The sequence below is a fragment of the Pseudomonas sp. 9.2(2024) genome (assembly GCF_039695385.1).
Lineage (GTDB): Bacteria > Pseudomonadota > Gammaproteobacteria > Pseudomonadales > Pseudomonadaceae > Aquipseudomonas > Aquipseudomonas paraglycinae.
The window spans coordinates 5,671,584-5,693,313 of record NZ_CP155585.1 but is presented as its reverse complement, the minus strand read 5'-3'; the positions used below and the strand labels follow the sequence as shown (position 1 = coordinate 5,693,313).

At 62.1% G+C, this 21,730-nt stretch carries 21 protein-coding genes; 14 read left to right on the top strand and 7 right to left on the bottom strand.

The window, feature by feature from the left end; translation table 11 throughout:
• Positions 1-34 precede the first annotated feature (34 nt).
• Entirely contained in the window at positions 35-613 is a 579-nt protein-coding gene (locus ABFB52_RS25725) for a hypothetical protein (protein ID WP_085747648.1), read from the top strand.
• On the opposite strand, the gene ABFB52_RS25720 is transcribed toward ABFB52_RS25725, so the two are convergent.
• On the bottom strand, positions 610-1,926 hold the full coding sequence (locus ABFB52_RS25720; protein ID WP_129972494.1) for a bifunctional DedA family/phosphatase PAP2 family protein: 1,317 nt from the start codon (positions 1,924-1,926) through the stop codon (positions 610-612). The two genes, ABFB52_RS25725 and ABFB52_RS25720, sit on opposite strands and share 4 nt — an antisense overlap.
• A 54-nt stretch (positions 1,927-1,980) precedes the next feature.
• A complete protein-coding gene (locus ABFB52_RS25715; RefSeq protein WP_129972493.1) occupies positions 1,981-2,676 on the bottom strand; it encodes a DNA-3-methyladenine glycosylase in 696 nt (231 codons plus the stop codon).
• Positions 2,677-2,853: 177 nt separating this feature from the next.
• Between ABFB52_RS25715 and ABFB52_RS25710 the strand changes: the two genes are divergently transcribed.
• From ABFB52_RS25710 to ABFB52_RS25650, 13 genes are all read left to right on the top strand, one after another.
• A complete protein-coding gene (locus ABFB52_RS25710) occupies positions 2,854-4,125 on the top strand; it encodes a glutamate-5-semialdehyde dehydrogenase (RefSeq protein ID WP_129972492.1) in 1,272 nt (423 codons plus the stop codon).
• A complete protein-coding gene (gene nadD, locus ABFB52_RS25705; protein ID WP_129972491.1) occupies positions 4,094-4,816 on the top strand; it encodes a nicotinate-nucleotide adenylyltransferase in 723 nt (240 codons plus the stop codon). The genes ABFB52_RS25710 and nadD overlap by 32 nt, the downstream gene beginning before the upstream one ends.
• A gap of 72 nt (positions 4,817-4,888) precedes the next feature.
• A complete protein-coding gene (rsfS, locus tag ABFB52_RS25700) occupies positions 4,889-5,383 on the top strand; it encodes a ribosome silencing factor (RefSeq protein WP_007958654.1) in 495 nt (164 codons plus the stop codon).
• Positions 5,384-5,392: 9 nt separating this feature from the next.
• A complete protein-coding gene (rlmH, locus tag ABFB52_RS25695) occupies positions 5,393-5,860 on the top strand; it encodes a 23S rRNA (pseudouridine(1915)-N(3))-methyltransferase RlmH (RefSeq protein WP_003185785.1) in 468 nt (155 codons plus the stop codon).
• Positions 5,861-5,869: 9 nt separating this feature from the next.
• Entirely contained in the window at positions 5,870-7,765 is a 1,896-nt protein-coding gene (gene mrdA, locus ABFB52_RS25690) for a penicillin-binding protein 2 (RefSeq protein ID WP_007958656.1), read from the top strand.
• A 31-nt stretch (positions 7,766-7,796) separates the two neighbouring features.
• Positions 7,797-8,900: a rod shape-determining protein RodA gene (gene rodA / locus ABFB52_RS25685; RefSeq protein WP_052026248.1), complete on the top strand. Its 1,104-nt coding sequence runs from the start codon at positions 7,797-7,799 to the stop codon at positions 8,898-8,900.
• A gap of 17 nt (positions 8,901-8,917) precedes the next feature.
• Entirely contained in the window at positions 8,918-9,928 is a 1,011-nt protein-coding gene (mltB, locus tag ABFB52_RS25680) for a lytic murein transglycosylase B (protein ID WP_007958658.1), read from the top strand.
• Positions 9,928-10,935 (top strand): septal ring lytic transglycosylase RlpA family protein, encoded by a 1,008-nt coding sequence (locus ABFB52_RS25675; RefSeq protein ID WP_011336096.1) that lies wholly within the window; start codon positions 9,928-9,930, stop codon positions 10,933-10,935. Before mltB ends, ABFB52_RS25675 begins: the two co-directional genes overlap by 1 nt.
• Before the next feature lie 183 nt (positions 10,936-11,118).
• Entirely contained in the window at positions 11,119-12,276 is a 1,158-nt protein-coding gene (locus ABFB52_RS25670) for a D-alanyl-D-alanine carboxypeptidase family protein (RefSeq protein WP_011336095.1), read from the top strand.
• Between the two features lie 84 nt (positions 12,277-12,360).
• Positions 12,361-12,636, top strand: a complete 276-nt coding sequence (locus ABFB52_RS25665) for a DUF493 domain-containing protein (RefSeq protein ID WP_007958664.1) — start codon at positions 12,361-12,363, stop codon at positions 12,634-12,636.
• The gene (gene lipB, locus ABFB52_RS25660) at positions 12,636-13,283 is read left to right on the top strand and encodes a lipoyl(octanoyl) transferase LipB (protein ID WP_129972490.1); all 648 of its coding nucleotides are present in this window, start codon (positions 12,636-12,638) and stop codon (positions 13,281-13,283) included. Before ABFB52_RS25665 ends, lipB begins: the two co-directional genes overlap by 1 nt.
• Before the next feature lie 25 nt (positions 13,284-13,308).
• Positions 13,309-14,307, top strand: a complete 999-nt coding sequence (gene lipA, locus ABFB52_RS25655; RefSeq protein ID WP_162130488.1) for a lipoyl synthase — start codon at positions 13,309-13,311, stop codon at positions 14,305-14,307.
• 173 nt (positions 14,308-14,480) lie between these two features.
• Entirely contained in the window at positions 14,481-15,428 is a 948-nt protein-coding gene (locus ABFB52_RS25650; RefSeq protein WP_102716653.1) for an LD-carboxypeptidase, read from the top strand.
• A gap of 51 nt (positions 15,429-15,479) precedes the next feature.
• Here ABFB52_RS25650 and ABFB52_RS25645 read toward each other — a convergent pair whose 3' ends face one another.
• The 5 genes from ABFB52_RS25645 to leuS all read right to left on the bottom strand — a co-directional run bounded on the left by ABFB52_RS25645 (position 15,480) and on the right by leuS (position 21,545).
• Positions 15,480-16,802 (bottom strand): lytic murein transglycosylase, encoded by a 1,323-nt coding sequence (locus ABFB52_RS25645; protein ID WP_102716652.1) that lies wholly within the window; start codon positions 16,800-16,802, stop codon positions 15,480-15,482.
• 61 nt (positions 16,803-16,863) lie between these two features.
• Positions 16,864-17,028: an alternative ribosome rescue factor ArfA gene (gene arfA, locus ABFB52_RS25640; RefSeq protein WP_007958672.1), complete on the bottom strand. Its 165-nt coding sequence runs from the start codon at positions 17,026-17,028 to the stop codon at positions 16,864-16,866.
• Between the two features lie 140 nt (positions 17,029-17,168).
• Positions 17,169-18,206, bottom strand: coding sequence for a DNA polymerase III subunit delta (gene holA / locus ABFB52_RS25635; RefSeq protein ID WP_007958673.1), 1,038 nt, complete (start codon positions 18,204-18,206; stop codon positions 17,169-17,171).
• Between the two features lie 39 nt (positions 18,207-18,245).
• Complete coding sequence (gene lptE, locus ABFB52_RS25630; RefSeq protein WP_085747653.1) at positions 18,246-18,851, bottom strand: LPS assembly lipoprotein LptE; 606 nt, start codon at positions 18,849-18,851, stop codon at positions 18,246-18,248.
• Between the two features lie 87 nt (positions 18,852-18,938).
• Entirely contained in the window at positions 18,939-21,545 is a 2,607-nt protein-coding gene (gene leuS / locus ABFB52_RS25625; protein ID WP_102716651.1) for a leucine--tRNA ligase, read from the bottom strand.
• Positions 21,546-21,730 lie beyond the last annotated feature (185 nt).

The window sequence follows — 21,730 nt, the reverse complement described above, 5'->3', positions numbered from 1 at the left end:
TTCAGTCCGTTTTTAACAAGAAGAGAACCTTCACATGTCTGATGCCAATAATATTACCTTCACGGGGCAACTGTTCGCGGATGGACTTCCGCTGGTGCTCAATTATCAAGTCATGGAACAACGTTTGAAGCAGCCGCGGATCACCACGGGGCAGAGGTTGAATGCGGAGATTTCCCTGAATGACGAAATCAGTTCGCCAATCGTGACACTCGCGGATCATGATGATGCCGAGCCGCTGTTATTGGAGTTTGTTCCGGATTATCAGGGGCGATATGCCCTTAATGTCAAAACGGCCGGTCGTTACTTTAATTGGCAGCTGCGACTTGATCAAAGTACAAGGCATCTTCTGGCCGCGAAAAGTGGCGGTAGTTACTTTGAGCTGGAAACGTATGCCGGAAAGCTCAAGTCGTTTGGTGACCTGCCGTCCAATCCGGTTTCTGTGGCGCTGTTCAGCGTAGAGAAGAAGATGCGCCTGTTTCAGCATGAGACAAAGGAAGGGCTCACCTACTTCCTGGACAAGAATCCGAACGACACCGGGCACAATGCCTACAACCCTTCGTCGGTGTCGTTCGTCTTGAGGACCAATCCTTCGCTACTGTCTGCCGTCGCCTAGTACGAATAGCGCAGCAAGGTATGCGGTAAGTGTCGCAGCACGAAGAAACCGAACAGGGCGACCAGCGCCGGCAACACCAGCCACCAGACTCTCTGCGGCATGGCGCCGAGCGGTGATTGCCGTTGGCTGAGCCAGAGCCCGGCGGCGCACACGCACGCGGCGAGCATGGCGCCGGCCAGCACATCCGTCGGCCAGTGCGCGCCCAGATACACCCGCGACAGGGCAATCGCCAGTGCCGGAATACAGCCGACCAGCAACCAGGTCAGTCGCAACCTCGGCGGCTGCCCGCGTCCGGCCAGCACAGCCAGAGTCAGGAACAGCGCGAACGATCCGGACGCATGGCCGCTGGGCATGCTGTAACTGGTGAGCGGGTCTGTCAGTACTTCCGGGCGCACCCGGGCGAAGAACATCTTGGTGCCGGTGTTGGCCAAGGCCGTGACGAGCAGGGTGCCGCCCACGAAGATCGCGTGGCGCCACTGGCGGCACAGCAACAGCAGCGCAGTCAGCAGGGCGCTGAAGAGCAGCATGTTGCGGAATTCACCGATCAGGGTGAAAACCACCGCGACTTCATCCAGCGCCGGGCGGCGGTGTTCCTGCACCAGGGTCATGACGCCCTGATCGAGGGCGGTCAGGTACGGGTAACCGATGAACAGGCCGATCAGGATCAACAGGCTCATGCTGCTGATCCAGATCGTCGCCCGCCGATGGCGGCGCAGGCTGCTGTTGGCGCTCAGGCCGACCATCACCGCGATGCTGCCGGCGACAATCCCGGCCTGCAGCCAGAAACCTTCCGGCAACGGCAGGCGAATCGCCGCCCCGGTGGCCCAGCCCGGCAGCAGGTAGGCGAGGCTCCAGCCGGCCGCTGCCAGCAGACTCACGGCCGCGAAGCGCGGGAAGGGCATGTCGCACATCCCGGCGACCATCGGCAGCATCGGCCGCAGCGGGCCGATGAAACGTCCGACCAGCAGGCTGGCGATGCCGTAGCGTTGGAAGTAGGTTTCCGCGCCGGCCATCCATTCCGGGTGATGGCGCAGGCCCGGCAGACGCCGGATGTTCTGGTGGAAGTGGCGGCCGAGGAAATACGAAATCACGTCGCCGAGAATCCCGCCGAGGAAACCCAGCAACAGGGTTTCGCTCAATGACAATGCACCGCTGCCGGCCAGCACCGCCACAGCAAACAGCAGCACCGTGCCGGGCACGATCAAACCGGCAATCGCCAAGCATTCCACGCAGGCCACGACAAACACTGCAGCGGCCAGCCACTGCGGATTGGCGGCCAGCCATCCGGTCACGCTATCGAGCCATGGGCCCATACAAACCACTCCATTTCATTGATGTCCCTGATCGGCGAGCCGAAGGGTGTGCATTCACAGCAAAAAATAATCGCGACCTTCGACCTGACCCCGACGCAGCGGGTTCCGCGTGCACCACTGGGCATAGGCGGCATCGACGAAGCGATACATCAAGTGTTCGTCACGGCCATGGGGAATGCCCAGTCGGGTGGTCTGAATGACGTGGGTCGGAGCCGGTCCGGTATCTTCCACCAGCAGGATTTCATGGTCGAAGCGCTTGGCATCCCACACCGGCACTTTCAGCCCCAGCGCCTTGCACAACAGCGTCTGTCCGGCACAGAGTTTCTGCGACGGACGCGGGCGCCCCTGGGCATCGGGGTTGTTCAGCAGCATCTGCGCCAGACTGGCCGGGCCACTGATCTCGTCGACCCACGGATAGGCCGATTTGATCAGCACTGCATTGCCCGGACCCTGCGCGCTGAAGTTCAGCGAATCGCCGCCACGGGCGTAGTACATATAGATGTGGCCGCCGTCCAGAAACAAAGCCTTACGCTTTTCTGTGTAGCCGAGGGACGCGTGGCTGCCTTTTTCCTCGCGGTAATAGGCCTCGGTTTCGATGATTCGGGCGCTGAGCCACAAATCGCCGACGCGGTGGCGGATGACTTTGCCGAGCAGATCGCGGGCCAGTGTCTGGGCGTCGCGGTCGAAAAAGGCGTCCGCAAGGCCGACAGGCTGGCGCGCGGAGGTGGCGCGAACGGTCAGGTTGGACATGGCAAACAATGTTTATCCAGGCGAAGGAGGTCGTGATGATAACAATTGACGGCTTAATCCCGGCTGAACGTCGGCAAATCGCCGTCCATTTCGACCATCCGCCCGTCACCGCTGTTAGTCCCGGGACGCGACAGCTATAATCTGCCGCTTTCCTCTTTGCCAAGACCCCAGCAGACCATGACTGAGTCCGTTCTTGACTACATGACCCGATTGGGTCGCGCCGCCCGCGAAGCTTCCCGCGTCATCGGCCGTGCCAGCACCGCGCAGAAAAACCGCGCCCTGCTGGCTGCCGCCAATGCCCTGGACGCCGCCCGCGCCGAGCTTGCGGCAGCCAATGAACAGGATCTGGCGGCCGGTCGCGCCAACGGTCTGGAGCCGGCGCTGCTGGAACGTCTGGAACTGACCCCGGCGCGCATCGACGGCATGATCGTCGGTCTGCGTCAGGTCGCAGCGCTGCCGGATCCGGTCGGTGCGATCCGCGACATGAGCTTCCGTCCGTCGGGCATTCAGGTCGGCAAGATGCGCGTACCGCTGGGCGTGATCGGGATCATCTACGAATCCCGTCCCAACGTGACCATCGATGCCGCGAGCCTGTGCCTGAAGTCCGGCAACGCGACCATCCTGCGCGGCGGTTCCGAAGCGATTCATTCCAACCGCGCGATTGCCGCCTGCATCCAGCGCGGTCTGGCTGAAGCCGAACTGCCGGCTGCCGTGGTGCAAGTGGTGGAAACCACCGACCGCGCCGCCGTCGGCGCGCTGATCACCATGCCTGAATACGTCGACGTGATCGTGCCGCGCGGTGGCCGTGGCCTGATCGAGCGCATCAGCCGTGACGCCCGGGTGCCGGTGATCAAGCACCTGGACGGCATCTGCCACGTCTATGTCAGCGAACACGCCGACCTGCCGAAAGCCCAGCGCATCGCCTTCAATGCCAAGACCTATCGCTACGGCATCTGCGGTGCGATGGAGACCCTGCTGGTCGATCAAAGTGTTGCGAAGGATTTCCTGCCGTCGATGGCGAAGCAGTTCCGCGAAAAAGGCGTCGAACTGCGCGGTTGCGAACGCACCCGGGCGATCATCGAGGCCGTAGCGGCAGCGGAGGAAGACTGGAGCACCGAGTACCTGGCGCCGATTCTGTCGATCCGCGTGGTGGATGGCCTGGATCAGGCCATCGAACACATCAACCATTTCGGCTCCCACCACACCGACTCGATCATCAGCGAAAACCTCGCCGACACCCGTCAGTTCGTGGCTCAGGTCGACTCGGCGTCGGTGATGATCAACACCCCGACCTGCTTCGCCGATGGATTCGAATACGGATTGGGTGCCGAGATCGGCATTTCTACTGATAAGCTGCACGCCCGTGGCCCGGTGGGCCTGGAAGGACTGACCTGCGAGAAGTACATCGTGGTCGGTGATGGCCAGTTGCGCGGCCAGGCGACGGTCTGACTTGTCCGACCTCGACCTGAAAGCGCCGAAATCCGGCAAGAAGTCCCGTCCCCGGCGCATTGGCGTACTGGGCGGGACGTTCGATCCGGTGCATGTCGGCCATTTGCGTGGCGCGCTGGAAGTCGCCGAAGCGCTGGGGCTTGATGAGCTGCGCATGATGCCCAGCGCCCGGCCGCCGCACCGCGATACGCCGCAGGTGTCGGCGCAGGACCGGCTGGCAATGGTTGAATGTGCGGTGGCCGGTGTGCCGCCGCTGGTGGTGGACGCCCGCGAATTGCAGCGGGACAAACCGTCCTGGACCATCGATACCCTGGAGTCGCTGCGTGCCGAAATGGCCGCCGAGACCCAGGTTTTTCTGCTTCTGGGCTGGGACGCATTTTGCGGCCTGCCCACTTGGCACCGCTGGGAAGAGTTGCTCCAGCATTGCCACATCCTGGTGCTACAGCGCCCGGACGCCGACAGCGAACCGCCGGATGCCTTGCGCAACCTGCTGGCAGCGCGTTCGGTGAGCGACCCGCTGGCCCTGAAGGGGCCGAGCGGACAGATTGCATTCGTCTGGCAGACACCGCTCGCGGTTTCCGCCACCCAGATCCGTCAACTGCTGGCCAGCGGTAAGTCGGTACGTTTCCTGGTGCCCGACGCGGTCCTGGCCTACATCGATGCGCACGGTCTGTACCGTGCGTCGAACTGAACAAGGCGTGCTTCACTGATACGAATCCACGTGTCGCCAAGCCGCCGAAAATATGAGCAAAACGAGTTTTATATGACTGACAAAGACCAAACCAAAGTAAAGCGCAAAGGCACATTCAAGAGCGCCCCGCTGCCAGAACCGGTCAACACCAACGAACCGCTGAAGGGCGACGAGCTGGTCAAGGTGGCCGTTGCAGCCTTGGAAGACGTTAAGGCCCAGGATATCCAGATCATTGATGTGCGCGACAAGCAGAGCATCACCGACTACATGATCATCGCCACCGGTACTTCCAACCGCCAGATCAACGCGATGCTGGACAAGGTTCGCGAAGAGGTCAAAAAGAACGGCGCCAAGCCGCTGGGCGAAGAAGGCAAGGGCGACAGCGACTGGGTGCTGCTGGACCTGGACCTGGTGATCGTGCACATGATGACCGCCTCGGCACGTCAGTTCTACGACCTGGAGCGCCTGTGGGCCGGTGCCGAGCAAAGCCGTGCGGCGGACGCCAAGCACCACAGCCCGGAAAACACCCACGAGCATTTCACCAAGCTCAACAAAGACCAGCTGTAAGGGATTGCTGTGCGACTGCGACTGATCGCCGTCGGTTCACGCATGCCCAAGTGGGTGGAAGAAGGCTGGCATGAATATGCCAAGCGTCTTCCGTCCGAACTGGCGCTGGAACTGGTGGAAATTCCGCTCAATACCCGTGGCAAGAACGCCGACGTGGCCCGCTTCATCCGTCAGGAAGGCGAAGCCATGCTGGCCAAGGTCGGGCCGAACGAGCGGATCGTCACCCTCGAAGTTCATGGCAAGCCGTGGAGCACCGAGCAACTGGCGGTCGAACTCGATCGCTGGCGCCTGGACTCGCGCACGGTCAACTTCATGGTCGGTGGCCCGGAAGGGCTGGCGCCGGAAGTCTGTGCCCGCGCGGATCAGCGCTGGTCGTTGTCGCCGCTGACGCTGCCGCACCCGCTGGTGCGCATCCTCATCGGCGAGCAGTTGTATCGTGCCTGGACCGTGCTGTCCGGCCACCCTTACCACAAGTAATCCGCCCTCATGTCTCAGCCGATCCGCATCAAGGACCACGAAAAAGACGCCCGTCTGGTGCGTGGTCGCGTCGTGTTCGGCGCAATTGCGGTGGTGGCGCTGATCTGCGTGCTGATTGCGCGGCTGTATTACCTTCAGGTGATTCAGTACGAATATCACTCGACCCTGTCGGAAAACAACCGGGTGCATGTCCAGCCGATCCCGCCGACCCGTGGCCTGATTTTCGACCGCAACGGCGTGGTGGTGGCGGACAACCGTCCGAGCTTCAGCCTGAGCATGACCCGCGAGCGCTCCGGCGACTGGCAGCAGGTGCTCGACGTGATCGTCGAGGTCTTGCAGCTGACGCCGGAAGACCGGGTGATCTTCGAAAAACGCATGCGTCAGGGTCGCCGGCCGTTCGAACCGGTGCCGATCCTGTTCGAGCTGAGCGAAGAGCAGATCGCCCGGATCGCGGTGAACCAGTTCCGTCTGCCGGGCGTCGAGGTGGTCGCGCAACTGGTGCGTCATTACCCGCAGGGCGCGCATTTCGCGCACTCGGTGGGTTACATGGGGCGGATCAACGAGAAAGAGCTGAAGACCCTCGATCCGGTCAACTACAGCGGTACCCACCACATCGGCAAGACCGGCATCGAGCGCTTCTATGAAGCCGAGCTGCACGGTCAGGTGGGTTACGAAGAGGTCGAGACCAACGCCCGTGGCCGCGTCCTGCGCGTGCTCAAGCGTACCGATCCGGTGCCGGGCAAGGACATTGTCCTGAGCCTCGACATCAAGTTGCAGGAAGCTGCCGAGGCTGCTCTGGGCGGTCGACGTGGGGCGGTGGTGGCGCTTGATCCGAAAACCGGCGAAGTGCTGGCGATGGTCAGCCAGCCGAGCTTCGACCCGAACCTGTTCGTCACCGGCATCAGCTTCAAGGCCTACGCCGAGCTGCGCGATTCGATCGACCGGCCGCTGTTCAACCGCGTGCTGCGCGGTCTTTACCCGCCGGGTTCGACGATCAAACCGGCGGTGGCGATTGCCGGTCTCGACGCGGGCGTGGTGACGGCGTCGAGCCGGGTATTCGACCCCGGTTACTACATGCTGCCCAACTACGATCACAAGTACCGCAACTGGAACCGCACCGGGGACGGCTTCGTCGACCTCGACACGGCGATCATGCGTTCCAACGACACCTACTTCTATGACCTGGCACACAAGCTGGGCATCGACCGGTTGTCGGCCTACATGAACAAGTTCGGCATCGGCCAGAAGGTCTCGCTGGACATGTTCGAAGAGTCCCCCGGCCTGATGCCGTCCCGCGAGTGGAAACGCGCGACCCGGCGTCAGGCGTGGTTCCCCGGCGAAACCCTGATTCTCGGGATCGGCCAGGGCTACATGCAATCGACCCCGCTGCAACTGGCCCAGGCCACGGCGCTGGTGGCCAACAAGGGCGTGTGGAACCGCCCGCACCTGGCCAAATCCCTCGAAGGCGTGAAACCGGTGGATGAGAATCCGATGCCGGACATCATCCTGCGCGATCCGTCGGACTGGACCAAGGTCAACCATGGCATGCAACAGGTGATGCACGGTGCACGGGGTACGGCGCGTAAAGCGGCGATCGGCGCGCAATACCGGATCGCCGGCAAGTCCGGTACGGCGCAGGTCGTGGCGATCAAGCAAGGTGAGAAGTACGACCGCTCCAAGGTTCAGGAACGCCACCGCGACCACGCCCTGTTCGTCGGTTTCGCGCCGGCGGATGACCCGAAAATCGTGGTGTCGGTGATGGTCGAGAACGGTGAGTCCGGTTCCGGCGTCGCTGCACCGGTGGTGCGGCAGGTCATGGATGCCTGGCTGCTGGATCAGGACGGACGGTTGAAGGCCGAATACGCCAGCCCTATCAGTGCGGAGGCTACGGCCCGTGATGAATAATTTCGATCGCATGCTCTCCAGCGAGGATGTGATGCGTCGCCGTGCGACGCTGTTGCAACGTTTGCATATCGACGGCCCGTTGCTGGTGCTGCTGCTGATTCTCGCGGCCGGCAGCCTGTTCGTGCTGTATTCGGCCAGCGGCAAGAGCTGGGATCTGCTGGCCAAACAGGCCACGTCGTTCGGCATCGGCCTGGTGTCGATGATCGTCATCGCCCAGTTCGAGCCAAGGTTCATGGCGCGCTGGGTGCCGCTCGGCTACGTGATCGGGGTGGTGCTGCTGCTGGTGGTGGACATCATGGGCCACAACGCCATGGGTGCGACCCGCTGGATCAACATTCCCGGGGTGATCCGCTTCCAGCCCTCGGAATTCATGAAGATCCTGATGCCGGCGACCATCGCCTGGTACCTGTCCAAACGCACGCTGCCGCCGCAGCTCAAGCATGTCGGCATCAGTCTGCTGTTGATCGGCGTGCCGTTCGCCCTGATCGTGCGTCAGCCGGATCTCGGCACTTCGCTGCTGATTCTGGCCGGCGGCGCCTTCGTACTGTTCATGGGCGGGCTGCGCTGGCGCTGGATTCTCAGCGTGCTGGCGGCGGCGATTCCGGTGTCGGTGGCGATGTGGTTCTTCATCATGCACGACTACCAGAAGCAGCGAATCCTGACGTTCCTCGACCCGGAAAGTGATCCACTCGGCACTGGCTGGAACATCATCCAGTCGAAAGCCGCCATCGGTTCCGGCGGCGTATTCGGCAAGGGCTGGCTGCTGGGCACCCAGTCGCACCTGGACTTCCTGCCGGAAAGCCACACCGACTTCATCATCGCCGTGCTCGGCGAAGAGTTCGGCCTGGTGGGCATCTGCGCACTGTTGCTGATCTATCTGTTGCTGATCGGTCGCGGCCTGGTGATTACCGCCCAGGCGCAGACGCTGTTCGGCAAATTGCTTGCCGGCGCTCTGACCATGACGTTTTTTGTTTACGTTTTCGTCAACATCGGTATGGTCAGTGGCCTGTTGCCGGTGGTGGGGGTGCCGTTGCCGTTCATTAGCTACGGCGGAACTTCGCTGGTGACGCTGCTGTCAGCGTTTGGGGTTTTGATGTCGATCCATACCCATCGCAAGTGGATCGCACAGGTTTGAATAAGGTGAAGAGTTCAATGCAAGTAATGCGTGACTGGGCGACACGATACGCACCGTGGCTCGGCCTGGTAGGCATCCTTGGCAGCGCGCAGGAAGCGTTGGCCGGCGATTACGAAGGCTCGCCCCAAGTGGCCGAGTTCGTCGGTGAAATGACCCGCGACTACGGTTTTGCCGGCGAACAGCTGATGGCCGTGTTCCGCGAGGCCCAGCGCAAACAGGCGATTCTCGACGCCATTTCCAAACCCGCCGAACGGGTCAAACAGTGGAAAGAATACCGGCCGATGTTCATCACCGACGCGCGCATCGCCCGCGGTGTGGACTTCTGGCGTCAGCACGAGGCCACACTGGCCCGCGCCGAGCAGGAATACGGCGTTCCGGCCCAGGTGATCGTGTCTATCATCGGTGTTGAGACCTTTTTCGGACGTAATACCGGCAATTACCGGGTGATCGATGCCTTGTCCACGCTGGGTTTCGACTATCCTCCCCGTGCCGAATTTTTCCGCAAGGAGCTGCGTGAGTTCCTGCTGCTGGCGCGCGAAGAGCAGGTCGACCCGCTGACCCTCAAGGGTTCCTACGCCGGGGCGATGGGTCTGCCGCAGTTCATGCCGAGCAGTTTCCGCGCCTATGCGGTGGATTTCGACGGCGACGGCCACATCAATATCTGGAACAACCCGGATGATGCGATCGGCAGCGTTGCCAGCTATTTCAAGCGTCACGGCTGGGTCGCCGGTGAACCGGTGGTCAGTCGCGCGGATGTACGCGGCGAGCAGGTGGATGAAGGCCTGACCACCGGCATCGAGCCGACGAAAACCGTCGGGGAGTTGCGAGCGCTGGGCTGGTCGAGTCATGATGCGCTGCGCGATGACATGCCGGTCACCGCATTCCGCCTGGAAGGCGACAATGGCCCGGAATACTGGATGGGCCTGAAGAATTTCTACGCGATCACGCGTTATAACCGCAGCGTGATGTACGCCATGGCCGTACATCAACTGTCTGAACAGCTGGTACAAGCACGGGGCGTCAAGTAATGCGGGCATTGCCTATCAATAAACCCCTGAAGCTGGTGGCTTTCGCTGCGTTGGCGGTGCTGGTCGCCAGTTGTTCGACCAGCCGTTCGCCGAGCCAGAAGCCGACCACCGCCGTTCGCTCGCAGCCGGGCCTGGACATCAACCGGGCCCACAAGGACGGCGCGCCGTGGTGGGATGTCGACGTATCGCGCATCCCGGATGCCACGCCGACCCTGCACACCGGCCCCTACAAGGCCAACCCGTACACCGTGCTGGGCAAGACCTACTTCCCGTTGCAGGAATCCAAGACGTACGTGGCTTCCGGCACCGCGTCCTGGTACGGCACCAAGTTCCACGGTCAGAACACCGCCAACGGCGAGGTCTACGACCTGTACGGCATGAGTGCCGCCCACAAGACATTACCGCTGCCGAGTTACGTTCGGGTGACCAACCTGGACAACAACAAGAGCGTGATCCTGCGGGTCAATGACCGCGGGCCGTTCTACTCGGACCGGATCATCGACCTGTCCTACGCCGCCGCCAAGAAGCTCGGTTATGCCGAAATCGGTACAGCGCGGGTCAAGGTCGAAGGCATCGACCCGCAACAATGGTGGGCCGCCAAGGGCCGCCCGGCGCCTTTGATGCTCAACGAGCCGCAAGTCGCGCAGAATAGCGCCCCGGTGATCACGGCGTCGGCCGGCACCGTCGAGCAATGGACTCCACCGCCGCAGCAGCACGCCGCGGCCGTCGTGCCAGTTCAGCTCGATGCAAAAAAAAACGCTTCTGCACCAGCGTCTGGCCAGTATCTGCAGGTGGGCGCGTTCGCCAACCCGGACGCTGCAGAACTCCTGAGGTCGAAGCTCAGCGGGATGGTGAGCGCTCCGGTGTTCATCAGCTCGATCGTGCGCAATCAGCAGACCCTGCACCGGGTTCGCCTGGGACCGATCGGTTCGCCGGGTGAAATTGCCCAGGTACAGAACAGCGTGCGCCTGGCCAACCTGGGTTCGCCAAGTGTGGTCACCGAGTAAACGTAGGACTTGATTGACGGTTCACCAGCGATTGGGGGGTGAACCAGGTTGTTGGCTCGTCGAAGAACAAAAGCCCGGCAAGGGTGACTGGAGTGAGCAACTGAACACGCGATGGCCCGTTAGAAAGCCATCTGATTAATTTTGCCCGCAAGGGCAGTTTCCATTAGCGATTTCGAGAGACGGATGAACATCACCACCTTTGCCAAACGCCTGTGTCTGCTAGTCCCGCTGCTCCTCTCGCCTGCCGCGTTCGCGGCCGAGATGATGCCGTCGCCACCACAACTGGCCGCCAAATCCTACGTGCTCATGGATGCCAACAGCGGCAACGTGCTGGTGGAGAACAACGGTGACCAGCGCCTGCCACCGGCCAGCCTGACCAAGCTGATGACTGCGTACATTGCCACGCTGGAAATCCGTCGCGGCCAGATCGGTGAAAACGACCCGGTGACCGTCAGCGAAAACGCCTGGCGCACCGGCGGTTCGCGGATGTTCATCAAGGTCGGCTCACAAGTCACTGTCAGCGACCTGCTGCACGGCATCATCATCCAGTCCGGCAACGACGCCAGCGTCGCGGTGGCTGAACACATCGCCGGCAGCGAAGACGCGTTCGCCGACCTGATGAACAAGACCGTCGCCGATCTGGGCATGACCAATACCCACTTCATGAACCCGACCGGTCTGCCGAACCCTGAGCACTACTCGTCGGCTCACGACATGGCGATCCTGGCGCGCGCGATCATCCACGAAGACCCGGCTCACTACGCGATCTACTCGCAGAAAGAGTTCTTCTGGAACGGCATCAAACAGCCTAACCGCAACCTGCTGCTGTGGCGCGACAAGACCGTCGACGGTCTGAAAACCGGTCACACCGACGAAGCCGGCTACTGCATGGTGTCCTCGGCCGTACGTGACGGCATGCGCCTGATCGCCGTGGTGTTCGGCACCAACAGCGAAGTGGCCCGTGCCGCCGAGACCCAGAAGCTGCTGACCTACGGTTTCCGCTTCTTCGAAACCCAGACCTTCTACCAGAAGGGCACTGAACTGGCTCAGGCCCCGGTGTGGAAAGGCACCACCAGTCAAGTCAAGGCCGGCCTGGCACAAGACCTGACCATGACCCTGCCGAAAGGCCAGCTGAAGAAGCTCGCTGCCAGCATGACCATGAACCCGCAACTGACCGCGCCAATCGCCAAGGGCGACGTGATCGGTAAAGTCGAAGTGAAACTGGACGACAAGGTGGTGCACAGCGCCGACCTGATCGCCCTGGACGCTGTCGAGGAGGGTGGTATCTTCCGCCGCATGTGGGATAGCATCCGTCTATTCTTCTACGGCTTGTTCAACTGATTCGAGTTGACCTGCATGGCCCCGTTCCGGTCCGGAGCGGGGCCTTGTTCGTTACCGGGCTTACGCTTACGAGGCCGTTACGCCATGACCGATACCGAAGTAAAGGCGCCAAAGATCGAATTTCCCCAGGTTGATTATCCGGTTAAGGTGATCAGCGATACGGGCGTCGGCAACAAAGACAAGATCATCGACATCGTCAAGAAACACGCCAAGATCAACGATGAGCGTGTCGACGAGCGTCAAAGCAGCAACGGCAAGTACACCACCATCCAGTTGCACATCGTCGCGACCGACCAGGATCAGCTGTACAACATCAACAGCGAACTGCGGGCCACCGGTTTCGTGCACATGGTGCTGTGATGCCGGGCACGCTGGGCTTTCGCGAGCTTGGCCAGATGGCTTACGAGCCGGTCTGGCAGGCCATGCAACGCTTTACCAACGAGCGTGGCACCACGGCCCCGGACGAAATCTGGCTGGTGGAACACCCGCCGGTGTTCACCCAGGGCCAGGCCGGCAAGGCCGAGCACCTGTTGCTGCCGGGGGATATTCCGGTGGTGCAGGTCGACCGCGGCGGTCAGGTGACCTACCATGGCCCAGGCCAGTTGGTAGCCTATCTGCTGCTGGATGTGCGCCGACTCGGTTTCGGCGTGCGCGATCTGGTCAGCCGCATGGAGCGCTGCCTGATCGAACTGCTGGCCAGCTACGGCGTGACCGCCTTGGCCAAGCCGGATGCTCCCGGCGTCTACGTCGACGGGGCGAAGATCGCTTCTCTGGGTTTGCGGATTCGCCACGGTTGTTCCTTTCATGGCCTGGCCCTGAACGTGGACATGAACCTGGAGCCGTTTCGACGGATTAATCCCTGCGGCTATGCCGGGCTGGCGATGACCCAGCTGAGCGAGCACGCAGGATCGATTGAATTTGCCGAGGTAAGTGCCCGGCTGCGCGCGCAGCTCGTCAAACACCTCGACTATGCTGAGCAGACGACCCTGACGGGCGGAATCGACTGATATGACTACTGATGCAGTGCAAACCATGATCCCGACGCTCGACGTGACCGAGCGCCCGGCCCCGCGTCCCAAGGTTGAAGCCGGCGTCAAGCTGCGCGGCGCCGAGAAGGTTGCACGCATCCCGGTGAAGATCATTCCGACCACCGAACTGCCGAAGAAACCCGACTGGATCCGCGTGCGCATCCCGGTTTCGCCGGAAGTCGACCGCATCAAGAGCCTGCTGCGCAAACACAAGCTGCACAGCGTCTGCGAAGAGGCGTCCTGCCCGAACCTGGGCGAGTGCTTCTCCGGCGGCACCGCGACCTTCATGATCATGGGTGACATCTGCACCCGTCGTTGCCCGTTCTGTGACGTTGGCCACGGTCGTCCGAAGCCACTGGACGTCAACGAGCCGGAAAGCCTGGCCATCGCCATCGCCGACCTGAAACTCAAGTATGTGGTGATCACCTCGGTTGACCGCGACGACCTGCGTGACGGCGGTGCCCAGCACTTTGCCGACTGCATCCGCGAAATCCGCAAACTGTCGCCGAACGTGCAGCTCGAGACCCTGGTCCCGGACTACCGTGGCCGCATGGACATCGCCCTGGAAATCACCGCGGCCGAGCCGCCGGATGTGTTCAACCACAACCTGGAAACCGTACCGCGCCTGTACAAGGCTGCGCGTCCGGGTTCGGACTACCAGTGGTCGCTGACCCTGCTGCAACGCTTCAAGCAGATGATGCCGCACATCCCGACCAAATCCGGCCTGATGCTGGGTCTGGGCGAGACCGACGACGAAGTCATCGAAGTCATGAAGCGCATGCGCGAACACGACATCGACATGCTGACCCTGGGCCAGTACCTGCAACCGTCCCGCAGCCACTTGCCGGTGCAGCGTTTCGTGCACCCGGACACCTTCGCCTGGTTCGCCGAGGAAGGTTACAAGATGGGCTTCAAGAACGTCGCGTCCGGCCCGTTGGTGCGTTCTTCGTACCACGCCGACGAACAGGCGAAACTGGTCAAGGCCGAGCTGCTCGGTTCCTGATTCAACGCTGAATAAAAAATGCCCGCCGGGGTTTATCGCCCGGCGGGCATTTTTTTGCCTGGCTTACACTCGTTACTGACTTTTCCTGCAATTTGCGGCGCGGCCGAGCCTCTTCTGTTTGTCGCCGTTCCTGACTACTGTGTGAGCATGACTTCACACAGGGAGATCCATGGATGACCGTTCGACCGACCCACACCCTTTTTCCGCACAAGCCCGTGCCCGCGCTGCCGTCGGAAGGGCTGATAGGCGTCATTGCGCCCGCCGGCCCCGGCACGCTGGATACCGAAAAGGCCGTTCAGTGGATGCGCGCCCGGGGTTACGGTTTGCGGGTGTTCCCTGGCGTCTACGAGAAGGATGGCTATCTGGCCGGCAGCGACGAGGTGCGGCTCAACGATCTGCACGCGGCGTTCGCTGACGAGGAGGTGGATGCAATCATTTGCCTGCGCGGTGGTTACGGCACGCCAAGGTTGCTGGACCGGATCGACTACGACTTGCTGAGCCGCCATGCCAAGCCCTTCGTCGGTTACAGCGACATCACCGCTCTGCACCTGGCCATCAGTCGCTACGCCGGGTTCGTGACCTTTCATGGGCCGTTATTGAATGCCGATCTGCTGGGTGACAAGGAACCGCCGACGGTGACGTCGTTCTTCGCCATGCTGCGCGGTCAGTTGAAGGCCGGCAGTGTGCTGAGTCATCCGGCGGCTTATCCATTGACCACCGTGGAGCCCGGCATTGCTCACGGGCGTTTGCAGGGTGGCAATCTGGCGATGATCGCCGCGACCCTGGGCACGCCTTACGAAATCGACGTCGAAGGGGTGATTCTGCTGATCGAGGACATCAACGAGCCGCTGTACCGGATCGACCGCTTGCTGACCCAGATGCGTCTGGCGGGCAAGTTGGCCAGATTGCGTGGCGTGCTGGTCGGGGATGTGGCGGGCGTGGATGTCGAGGCCTTGAACCGCTTGCTCAAACAGACCTTTGAACCACTGCGGATTCCGGTGCTGTCCGGCTGGCGCAGCGGACACTGCGATCCGAACCTGACGCTACCGCTGGGGGCGCTGGTTCGACTGGATGCGGGTAAGAAGGAATTGATGCTGGAGCAGGATGTGGTGATTCGCTGAGCGAGTCACAAAAGAAGACCGCCGCCTGAAGAGGCGGCGGTCTTTTTGTTTTTACTGGTTGCGCAGGCTTTCCAGCAGCTTGTGCGTCGGATAACCGTCCGCCGGCCAGCCGAATGACTGCTGCGCAGCGCGAATCGCCTTGCGCGTATTGGCACCGATGATGCCGTCGGCGGTGCCTGCGTCGTAGTTGCGCGCGGTCAGCAGGTTTTGCAGTTCGATCCGTTCGGTGCGGCTCAACGGCAGATCGTCTTTTGGCCAGCTGCCATTGATCAGGCCGGCACCGTTGAAGCGCTCGGACAACAGGCTGACGGCCAGTGCGTAGGACGACGAGTTGTTGTATTTGAGGATCGCCCGGAAGTTATCGAGGATCAGGAACGCCGGGCCGCGGTAGCCGGCCGGCAGCAGCAGGGCGGCGGACAGTTGCTCGGAGCCGGCCGGCACCTGGCCGCCGTTCGGCAGGATCACACCCAGTTGCCGCCATTCGGCGACGCTCTTGCGAATTGCGCCGTCAGCCAGGGTGTAGTTGAAACCGCTCGGCAGCTGCACTTCGAAGCCCCACGGCTGGCCACGCTGCCAGCCGGAGCTTTGCAGGTAATGCGCGGTGGAGGCCAATGCGTCAGCGGGGCTGCCCCAGATGTCGCGGCGACCGTCACCGTCGAAATCCACGGCATGAGTGTTGTAGGTGGTCGGGATGAACTGGGTCTGGCCCATGGCGCCGGCCCAGGAGCCGAGCATTTTCTCCGGCGTGATGTCGCCCTGTTGCAGGATCTGCAGCGCCGCAATCAGCTGCGCATGGGCAAAGCCCGGGCGGCGGCCTTCATAGGCCAGGGTCGCCAGCGAGTTGATCACCGACTTGCTGCCCTGGAACTGGCCGAAGTTGCTTTCCATTCCCCACACCGACACCAGTGCCTGACGATCGACGCCGTAACGCTGTTCGATGCTTTGCAGAATATCGGCGTACTGGCTGATCAGCGCCTGGCCTTTGCGCACGCGCAAGGGCGAAAGCGCGCCGTCCAGGTACTCCCAGACCGGCCGGGCGAATTCCGGCTGGCTGCGGTCGGCGCGAATCACGCTGGCATCGAAGCTGACATTGGCGAACGCGCGGTCGAACAGGTCGGCACGAATGCCGGCAGCCAGAGCTTCCTTGCGGAAACCGGCCTGCCATTCGGCAAAGGTCTGGGTCGGTTGCAGGTCGAGGTTGTCACCGGACGGCACTACCGGCGGGATGACCGCTGGGGCTGTGGCAACGGGAACGGTCTGAAGCGGTTGAGCGTCGGCGGCGGTGGGTTTTTCCGCGCAGGCGACGAGCAGTACGAAGCTGGAGGCAGCGATCAGTTGGCGCAAGGGCCAACGACGGGAAAGACTGAGGGGCATGCACAGGTCCAGGGGATACGAATCAGGTGCAGACCTTAACATGAGGAAGGGGTGCTGTGCTTCAAGCGGCCAGAAAGTAAGAAGCCTCCCAGCTGTCAGACTGGAAGGCTTCGCGGCGGTAGCTGCCCTTACCCTTGGTTGGTCGTTCCTGGCGGCTGCGGAACAGGGGTTGGGCGACGATGGATTTGGCCTTGTTGTGGCCATGTTTCGATGGCTTTTTGCTCATGAGGATTCTCTCGATTGAGTGGGTCTTTGCGCGGCAGATAATCTGCCGATCTCGAACGTCTGTCTATAGGACCGAGGGCGGGATGTTCTGTAGGAAATGGCCTGGATAAAAAACGGGATCGCAGAGCGCGATCCCGGATTTCATTCGGCAGGCAATGTCAGACGCTGACCGGCCATCAGCAGCGCCAACCGGCTCAGGCTCATCCACGGCGAACCGGCCGCCTGGCCCTTGATCTGCGCATCGATGCGCTGGGCTTCGAGCAGCAACTGCGCCCAGCGTTGCGCCGAGTAGCGTTGCAGGGCCTTGCTCATCAGCGGTTTGCGCTTGTCCCAGACCGGCGGCTTGGCCTGACTGAAGCACTTGTCCAGCGGTGTGCCCTGACTGTATTGCAACGAGATGTTGGCCAGCAGGCGCAACTCACGGGCCAGGGCCCAGAGAATCACCGGCGGCTCGACCCCTTCACCGCGCAGCCCTTCGAGCATGCGCAGGGCGTGGGCTGGTTCGCCGTTGAGCACCGCGTCGGTCAGGCCGAACACGTCGAAGCGCGCACTATCGGCCACGGCCGCCTGCACGGTTTCGACGGTAATCTGCCCGCCCTCGGCCATCAGCTTGAGCTTTTCGATCTCTTGCGCAGCGGCCAGCAGGTTGCCTTCGACCCGCGCGGCAATCAGCTCGACCGCGTCCTGGCTGGCTGACAGGCCGGCCTGGGACAGGCGCTGACGAATCCAGCTCGGCAACTGGTTGGCGTCCACCGGCCAGATCTGCACGAACTGGGTCTGCTGACCTTCGACCAGCGCCTTGCCCCACTTGGTTTTCTGCGCGCTACCGTCCAGCTTCGGCAGGCTGATCAACAGCACCGTGTCTTCTGCCGGGCGCGAGCAGTATTCGATGAGGGCGGCCGCGCCCTTGTCACCGGGCTTGCCCGAAGGCAGGCGCAGTTCCAGCAGGCGTTTTTCGGCGAACAGCGACATGCTGGCGCCAGCCTGCAGCAACGTCCCCCAATCGAAATTGGCGTCGGCGGCAAAGACCTGGCGTTCGTCGAATCCTTGCTGACGGGCGGCAGAGCGAATGGCGTCGGCAGCTTCCTGGCACAGCAGCGGGTCATCGCCGCTGATGATGTAGACCGGCGCGAGAGCGCCTTGCAGGTGTTTGCCGAGTTGGGCGGGAGCGAGCTTCATAAGAGAGGGCGAACGGGGCGCCTGAGCGCCCCGAACGTCTTACTGCTGCGGCAGTTCGAGCGGCGACTGGCGCGGGGTTTCCGCTTCAGCCTTCTGTGCCGCTTCGAGGGCGTCGGCTTCTGCCTTGGCCCGTGCATTGGCGGTTTGCTGCAGAGCGTCAAGCTGTGCCGGCGTCAGTTGTTGCAGACGCAGCATCATGCGCTGTACCAGCTCGCGGCGGGTTTCACGGCGGGCATCGTTGGCTTCCTGGTCGGAACCCACCAGGTTGTTGCCGTCGTGGATGAACACTTTCTGCACTTCAAGCTTGTCGCTTTTCAGCAGCAGATCTTTTTCGCCACGGATATCGTAGGTAAGGACGGTGCTGACCTGGTACTCGCCGGTACGACCGGCGCCGGCGTAGCTGAGAATCCGCTGGGATTCCTGCTCATCGGCCAGATACAGCTTGTACGGTGCACCGGTAACGACCTTGACGCCGCTGGACTCCAGCACCTGACGCAGTTGCGTCACGGTTTCGCCGTAGGCGTTGCGGGCGCTCAGGTCGAGCTCCTTGATCGATAGCTCATTGGTGCCGGTGCCACGCAGCTGGAAACCGCAGGCGCTCAACAGGACGGCGAGGCCCATCACCAGCAGATTGCGTTTGATCATTGTGTTGCTCCCCTTGAAACCATGTGGGCCGACTCTGTGGCCCGAAAGGTTTTACTGGGCGTCAGGCACACCTGACGCCCGATCCAATTAGCTGGCGACGATATTGACCAGTTTCCCGGGCACTACGATCACTTTGCGAATCGTCAGGCCGTCAACGAAACGCAGCACGTTTTCGTTGGCGCGCGCTGCCGCTTCGACTTCTTCACGGGTGGCGGCGGCCGGCATTTCGATCTGGCCACGCAGCTTGCCGTTGACCTGGATCACCAGGGTCAGGCTGTCCTGGACCAGCGCGCTTTCGTCCAGCACCGGCCAGCCGGCGTCGATCACCGGATCGGCGTGGCCCAGACGGTTCCACAGCTCGTGGCTGATGTGCGGCGTGATCGGTGCGAGCAGCAGCGTCACGGTTTCCAGACCTTCCTGAACCAGTGCGCGATCCTGTTCGGTCGCTTGCGCGGCTTTTTCCAGCACGTTCATCAGCGTCATCACCTGGGCGATGGCGGTGTTGAATTTGTGGTTCTGGCCGACGTCGTGGCTGGCCTGCTTGATCGCCTGGTGGATCGCACGACGAATGACTTTCTGTTCGTCATTCAGTGCGGCGATGTCCAGTTTGCCCGGCAGACCCTGAGTGACATGGGCCTGAGCCAGACGCCAGACGCGCTTGAGGAAGCGGTGCGAGCCTTCCACGCCGGAGTCCGACCATTCAGCGCTCATGTCAGGTGGCGAGGCGAACATCATGAACAGACGGCAGGTGTCGGCGCCGAACTGGTCGATCATCGACTGAGGGTCGACGCCGTTGTTCTTCGACTTGGCCATCTTCTCGGTGCCGCCGATTTCCACCGGCAGGCCGTCGGCGATCAGCTTGGCGCTGATGACCTTGGCCTTGCTGTCGCGCTCGAGTTCCACGTCCGCCGGGTTGAACCAGGTGTAGGCACCGTTGGCTTCGCGACGATAGTAAGTCTCGGCGACCACCATGCCCTGGGTCAGCAGGTTCTTGAACGGCTCGTTGGAGCTCACCAGGCCTTCGTCGCGCATCAGCTTGTGGAAGAAGCGCGCGTAGAGCAGGTGAAGAATGGCGTGTTCGATACCGCCGATGTACTGATCCACCGGCAACCAGTGGTCGGCCGCGGACTTTTCCACCAGGCCGCCTTCGAAGTGCGGCGAGGCGTAACGGGCGTAGTACCAGGACGACTCGACAAAGGTGTCCATGGTGTCGGTTTCACGCTTGGCAGGCTGACCGCATTTCGGGCAGGCGCACTCGTAGAACTCGGGCATGCGCGCCAGCGGCGAACCGGCGCCGTCCGGCACCACGTCTTCCGGCAGGACGACAGGCAGTTGATCTTCCGGCACCGGCACGTCACCGCAGGCATCGCAGTGGATGATCGGGATCGGGCAACCCCAGTAGCGTTGACGGCTGATGCCCCAGTCGCGCAGGCGGAACTGGGTGCGCGAGGCGCCGAGGTTTTTCTTGATCAGGGCGACTTCCATGGCGTCGAACGCGCCAGCGAAGTCCAGGCCGTCGAACTCGCCGGAGTTGATCAGCGTGCCGTGCTCGCCGTAGGCGTCCTGCCATGGCGCCGGGTTGGTTTCACCGGAGCTGGTGCGCACCACGGATTTGACCGGCAGGTTGTACTTGTGGGCGAATTCGAAATCGCGCTCGTCGTGCGCCGGCACCGCCATGACCGCGCCGTCGCCGTAGTGCATCAGCACGTAGTTGGCGACCCACACCGGCAGTTTTTCGCCGGTCAGCGGGTGCTCGACGAACAGGCCGGTCGGCAGGCCTTTCTTCTCTTGGGTGGCGACGTCGGCTTCGGCGACGCTGCCGCCCTTGCATTCGGCGATGAACGCTTGCAGCTCAGGGTTGTTCTTCGCGGCGAGAGCAGCCAGATGATGCTCGGCGGCCACGGCAACATAGGTTGCGCCCATCAGGGTGTCCGGACGGGTGGTGAAGACTTTCAGGGTGCCGCTTTCGCCGATCGAATCGACGTTGTACGGGAACTGCACTTCCATCCCGCGCGACTTGCCGATCCAGTTGCGCTGCATGGTCTTGACTTGCTCGGGCCAGCCGGTCAGTTCGTCGAGGCTCTCCAGCAGCTCATCCGCGTAAGCGGTGATCTTGAAGTAGTACATCGGGATTTCGCGCTTTTCGATCAGCGCGCCGGAACGCCAGCCGCGACCGTCGATGACCTGCTCGTTAGCCAGAACGGTCTGGTCGATCGGGTCCCAGTTCACGGTGCCGTTCTTGCGGTAGATCACGCCTTTTTCGAACAGGCGAGTGAACAGCCATTGTTCCCAGCGGTAGTAATCCGGTTTGCAGGTGGTGACTTCGCGCGACCAGTCCACCGCCAGGCCCAGGCTGCGCAGCTGGGACTTCATGTAGGCGATGTTTTCATAGGTCCACTTGGCCGGAGCCACGTTGTTCTTCATCGCGGCGTTTTCCGCCGGCATGCCGAAGGCGTCCCAACCCATCGGTTGCAGAACGTTCTTGCCGAGCATGCGCTGGTAGCGGGAGATCACGTCGCCGATGGTGTAGTTGCGCACGTGCCCCATGTGTAGCTTGCCGCTGGGGTAAGGGAACATCGACAGGCAGTAGTAAGTCTCCTTGCCTGGCTGTTCACTGACTTCAAAGGACTTTTGCTCGTCCCAGAAGGACTGGGCGGCGGCTTCGATTTCACGGGGCTGATATTGTTCGTGCATGGCTACTTTTGTACTGGATAGGGGTGGCCTAATCCTCTTCAATGCGACGTTCGGGACGTGCCGAACGAGCTGGAAGTGGAGTTACAGGAAGCGCCGTAGCATACATGACCGCGCTCGGCCTAGGGAAACCCTGATTGCAGCCGTTTGACCGGCTGAAATTGCGGCGAGGGCCGTTGGTCGCGGCG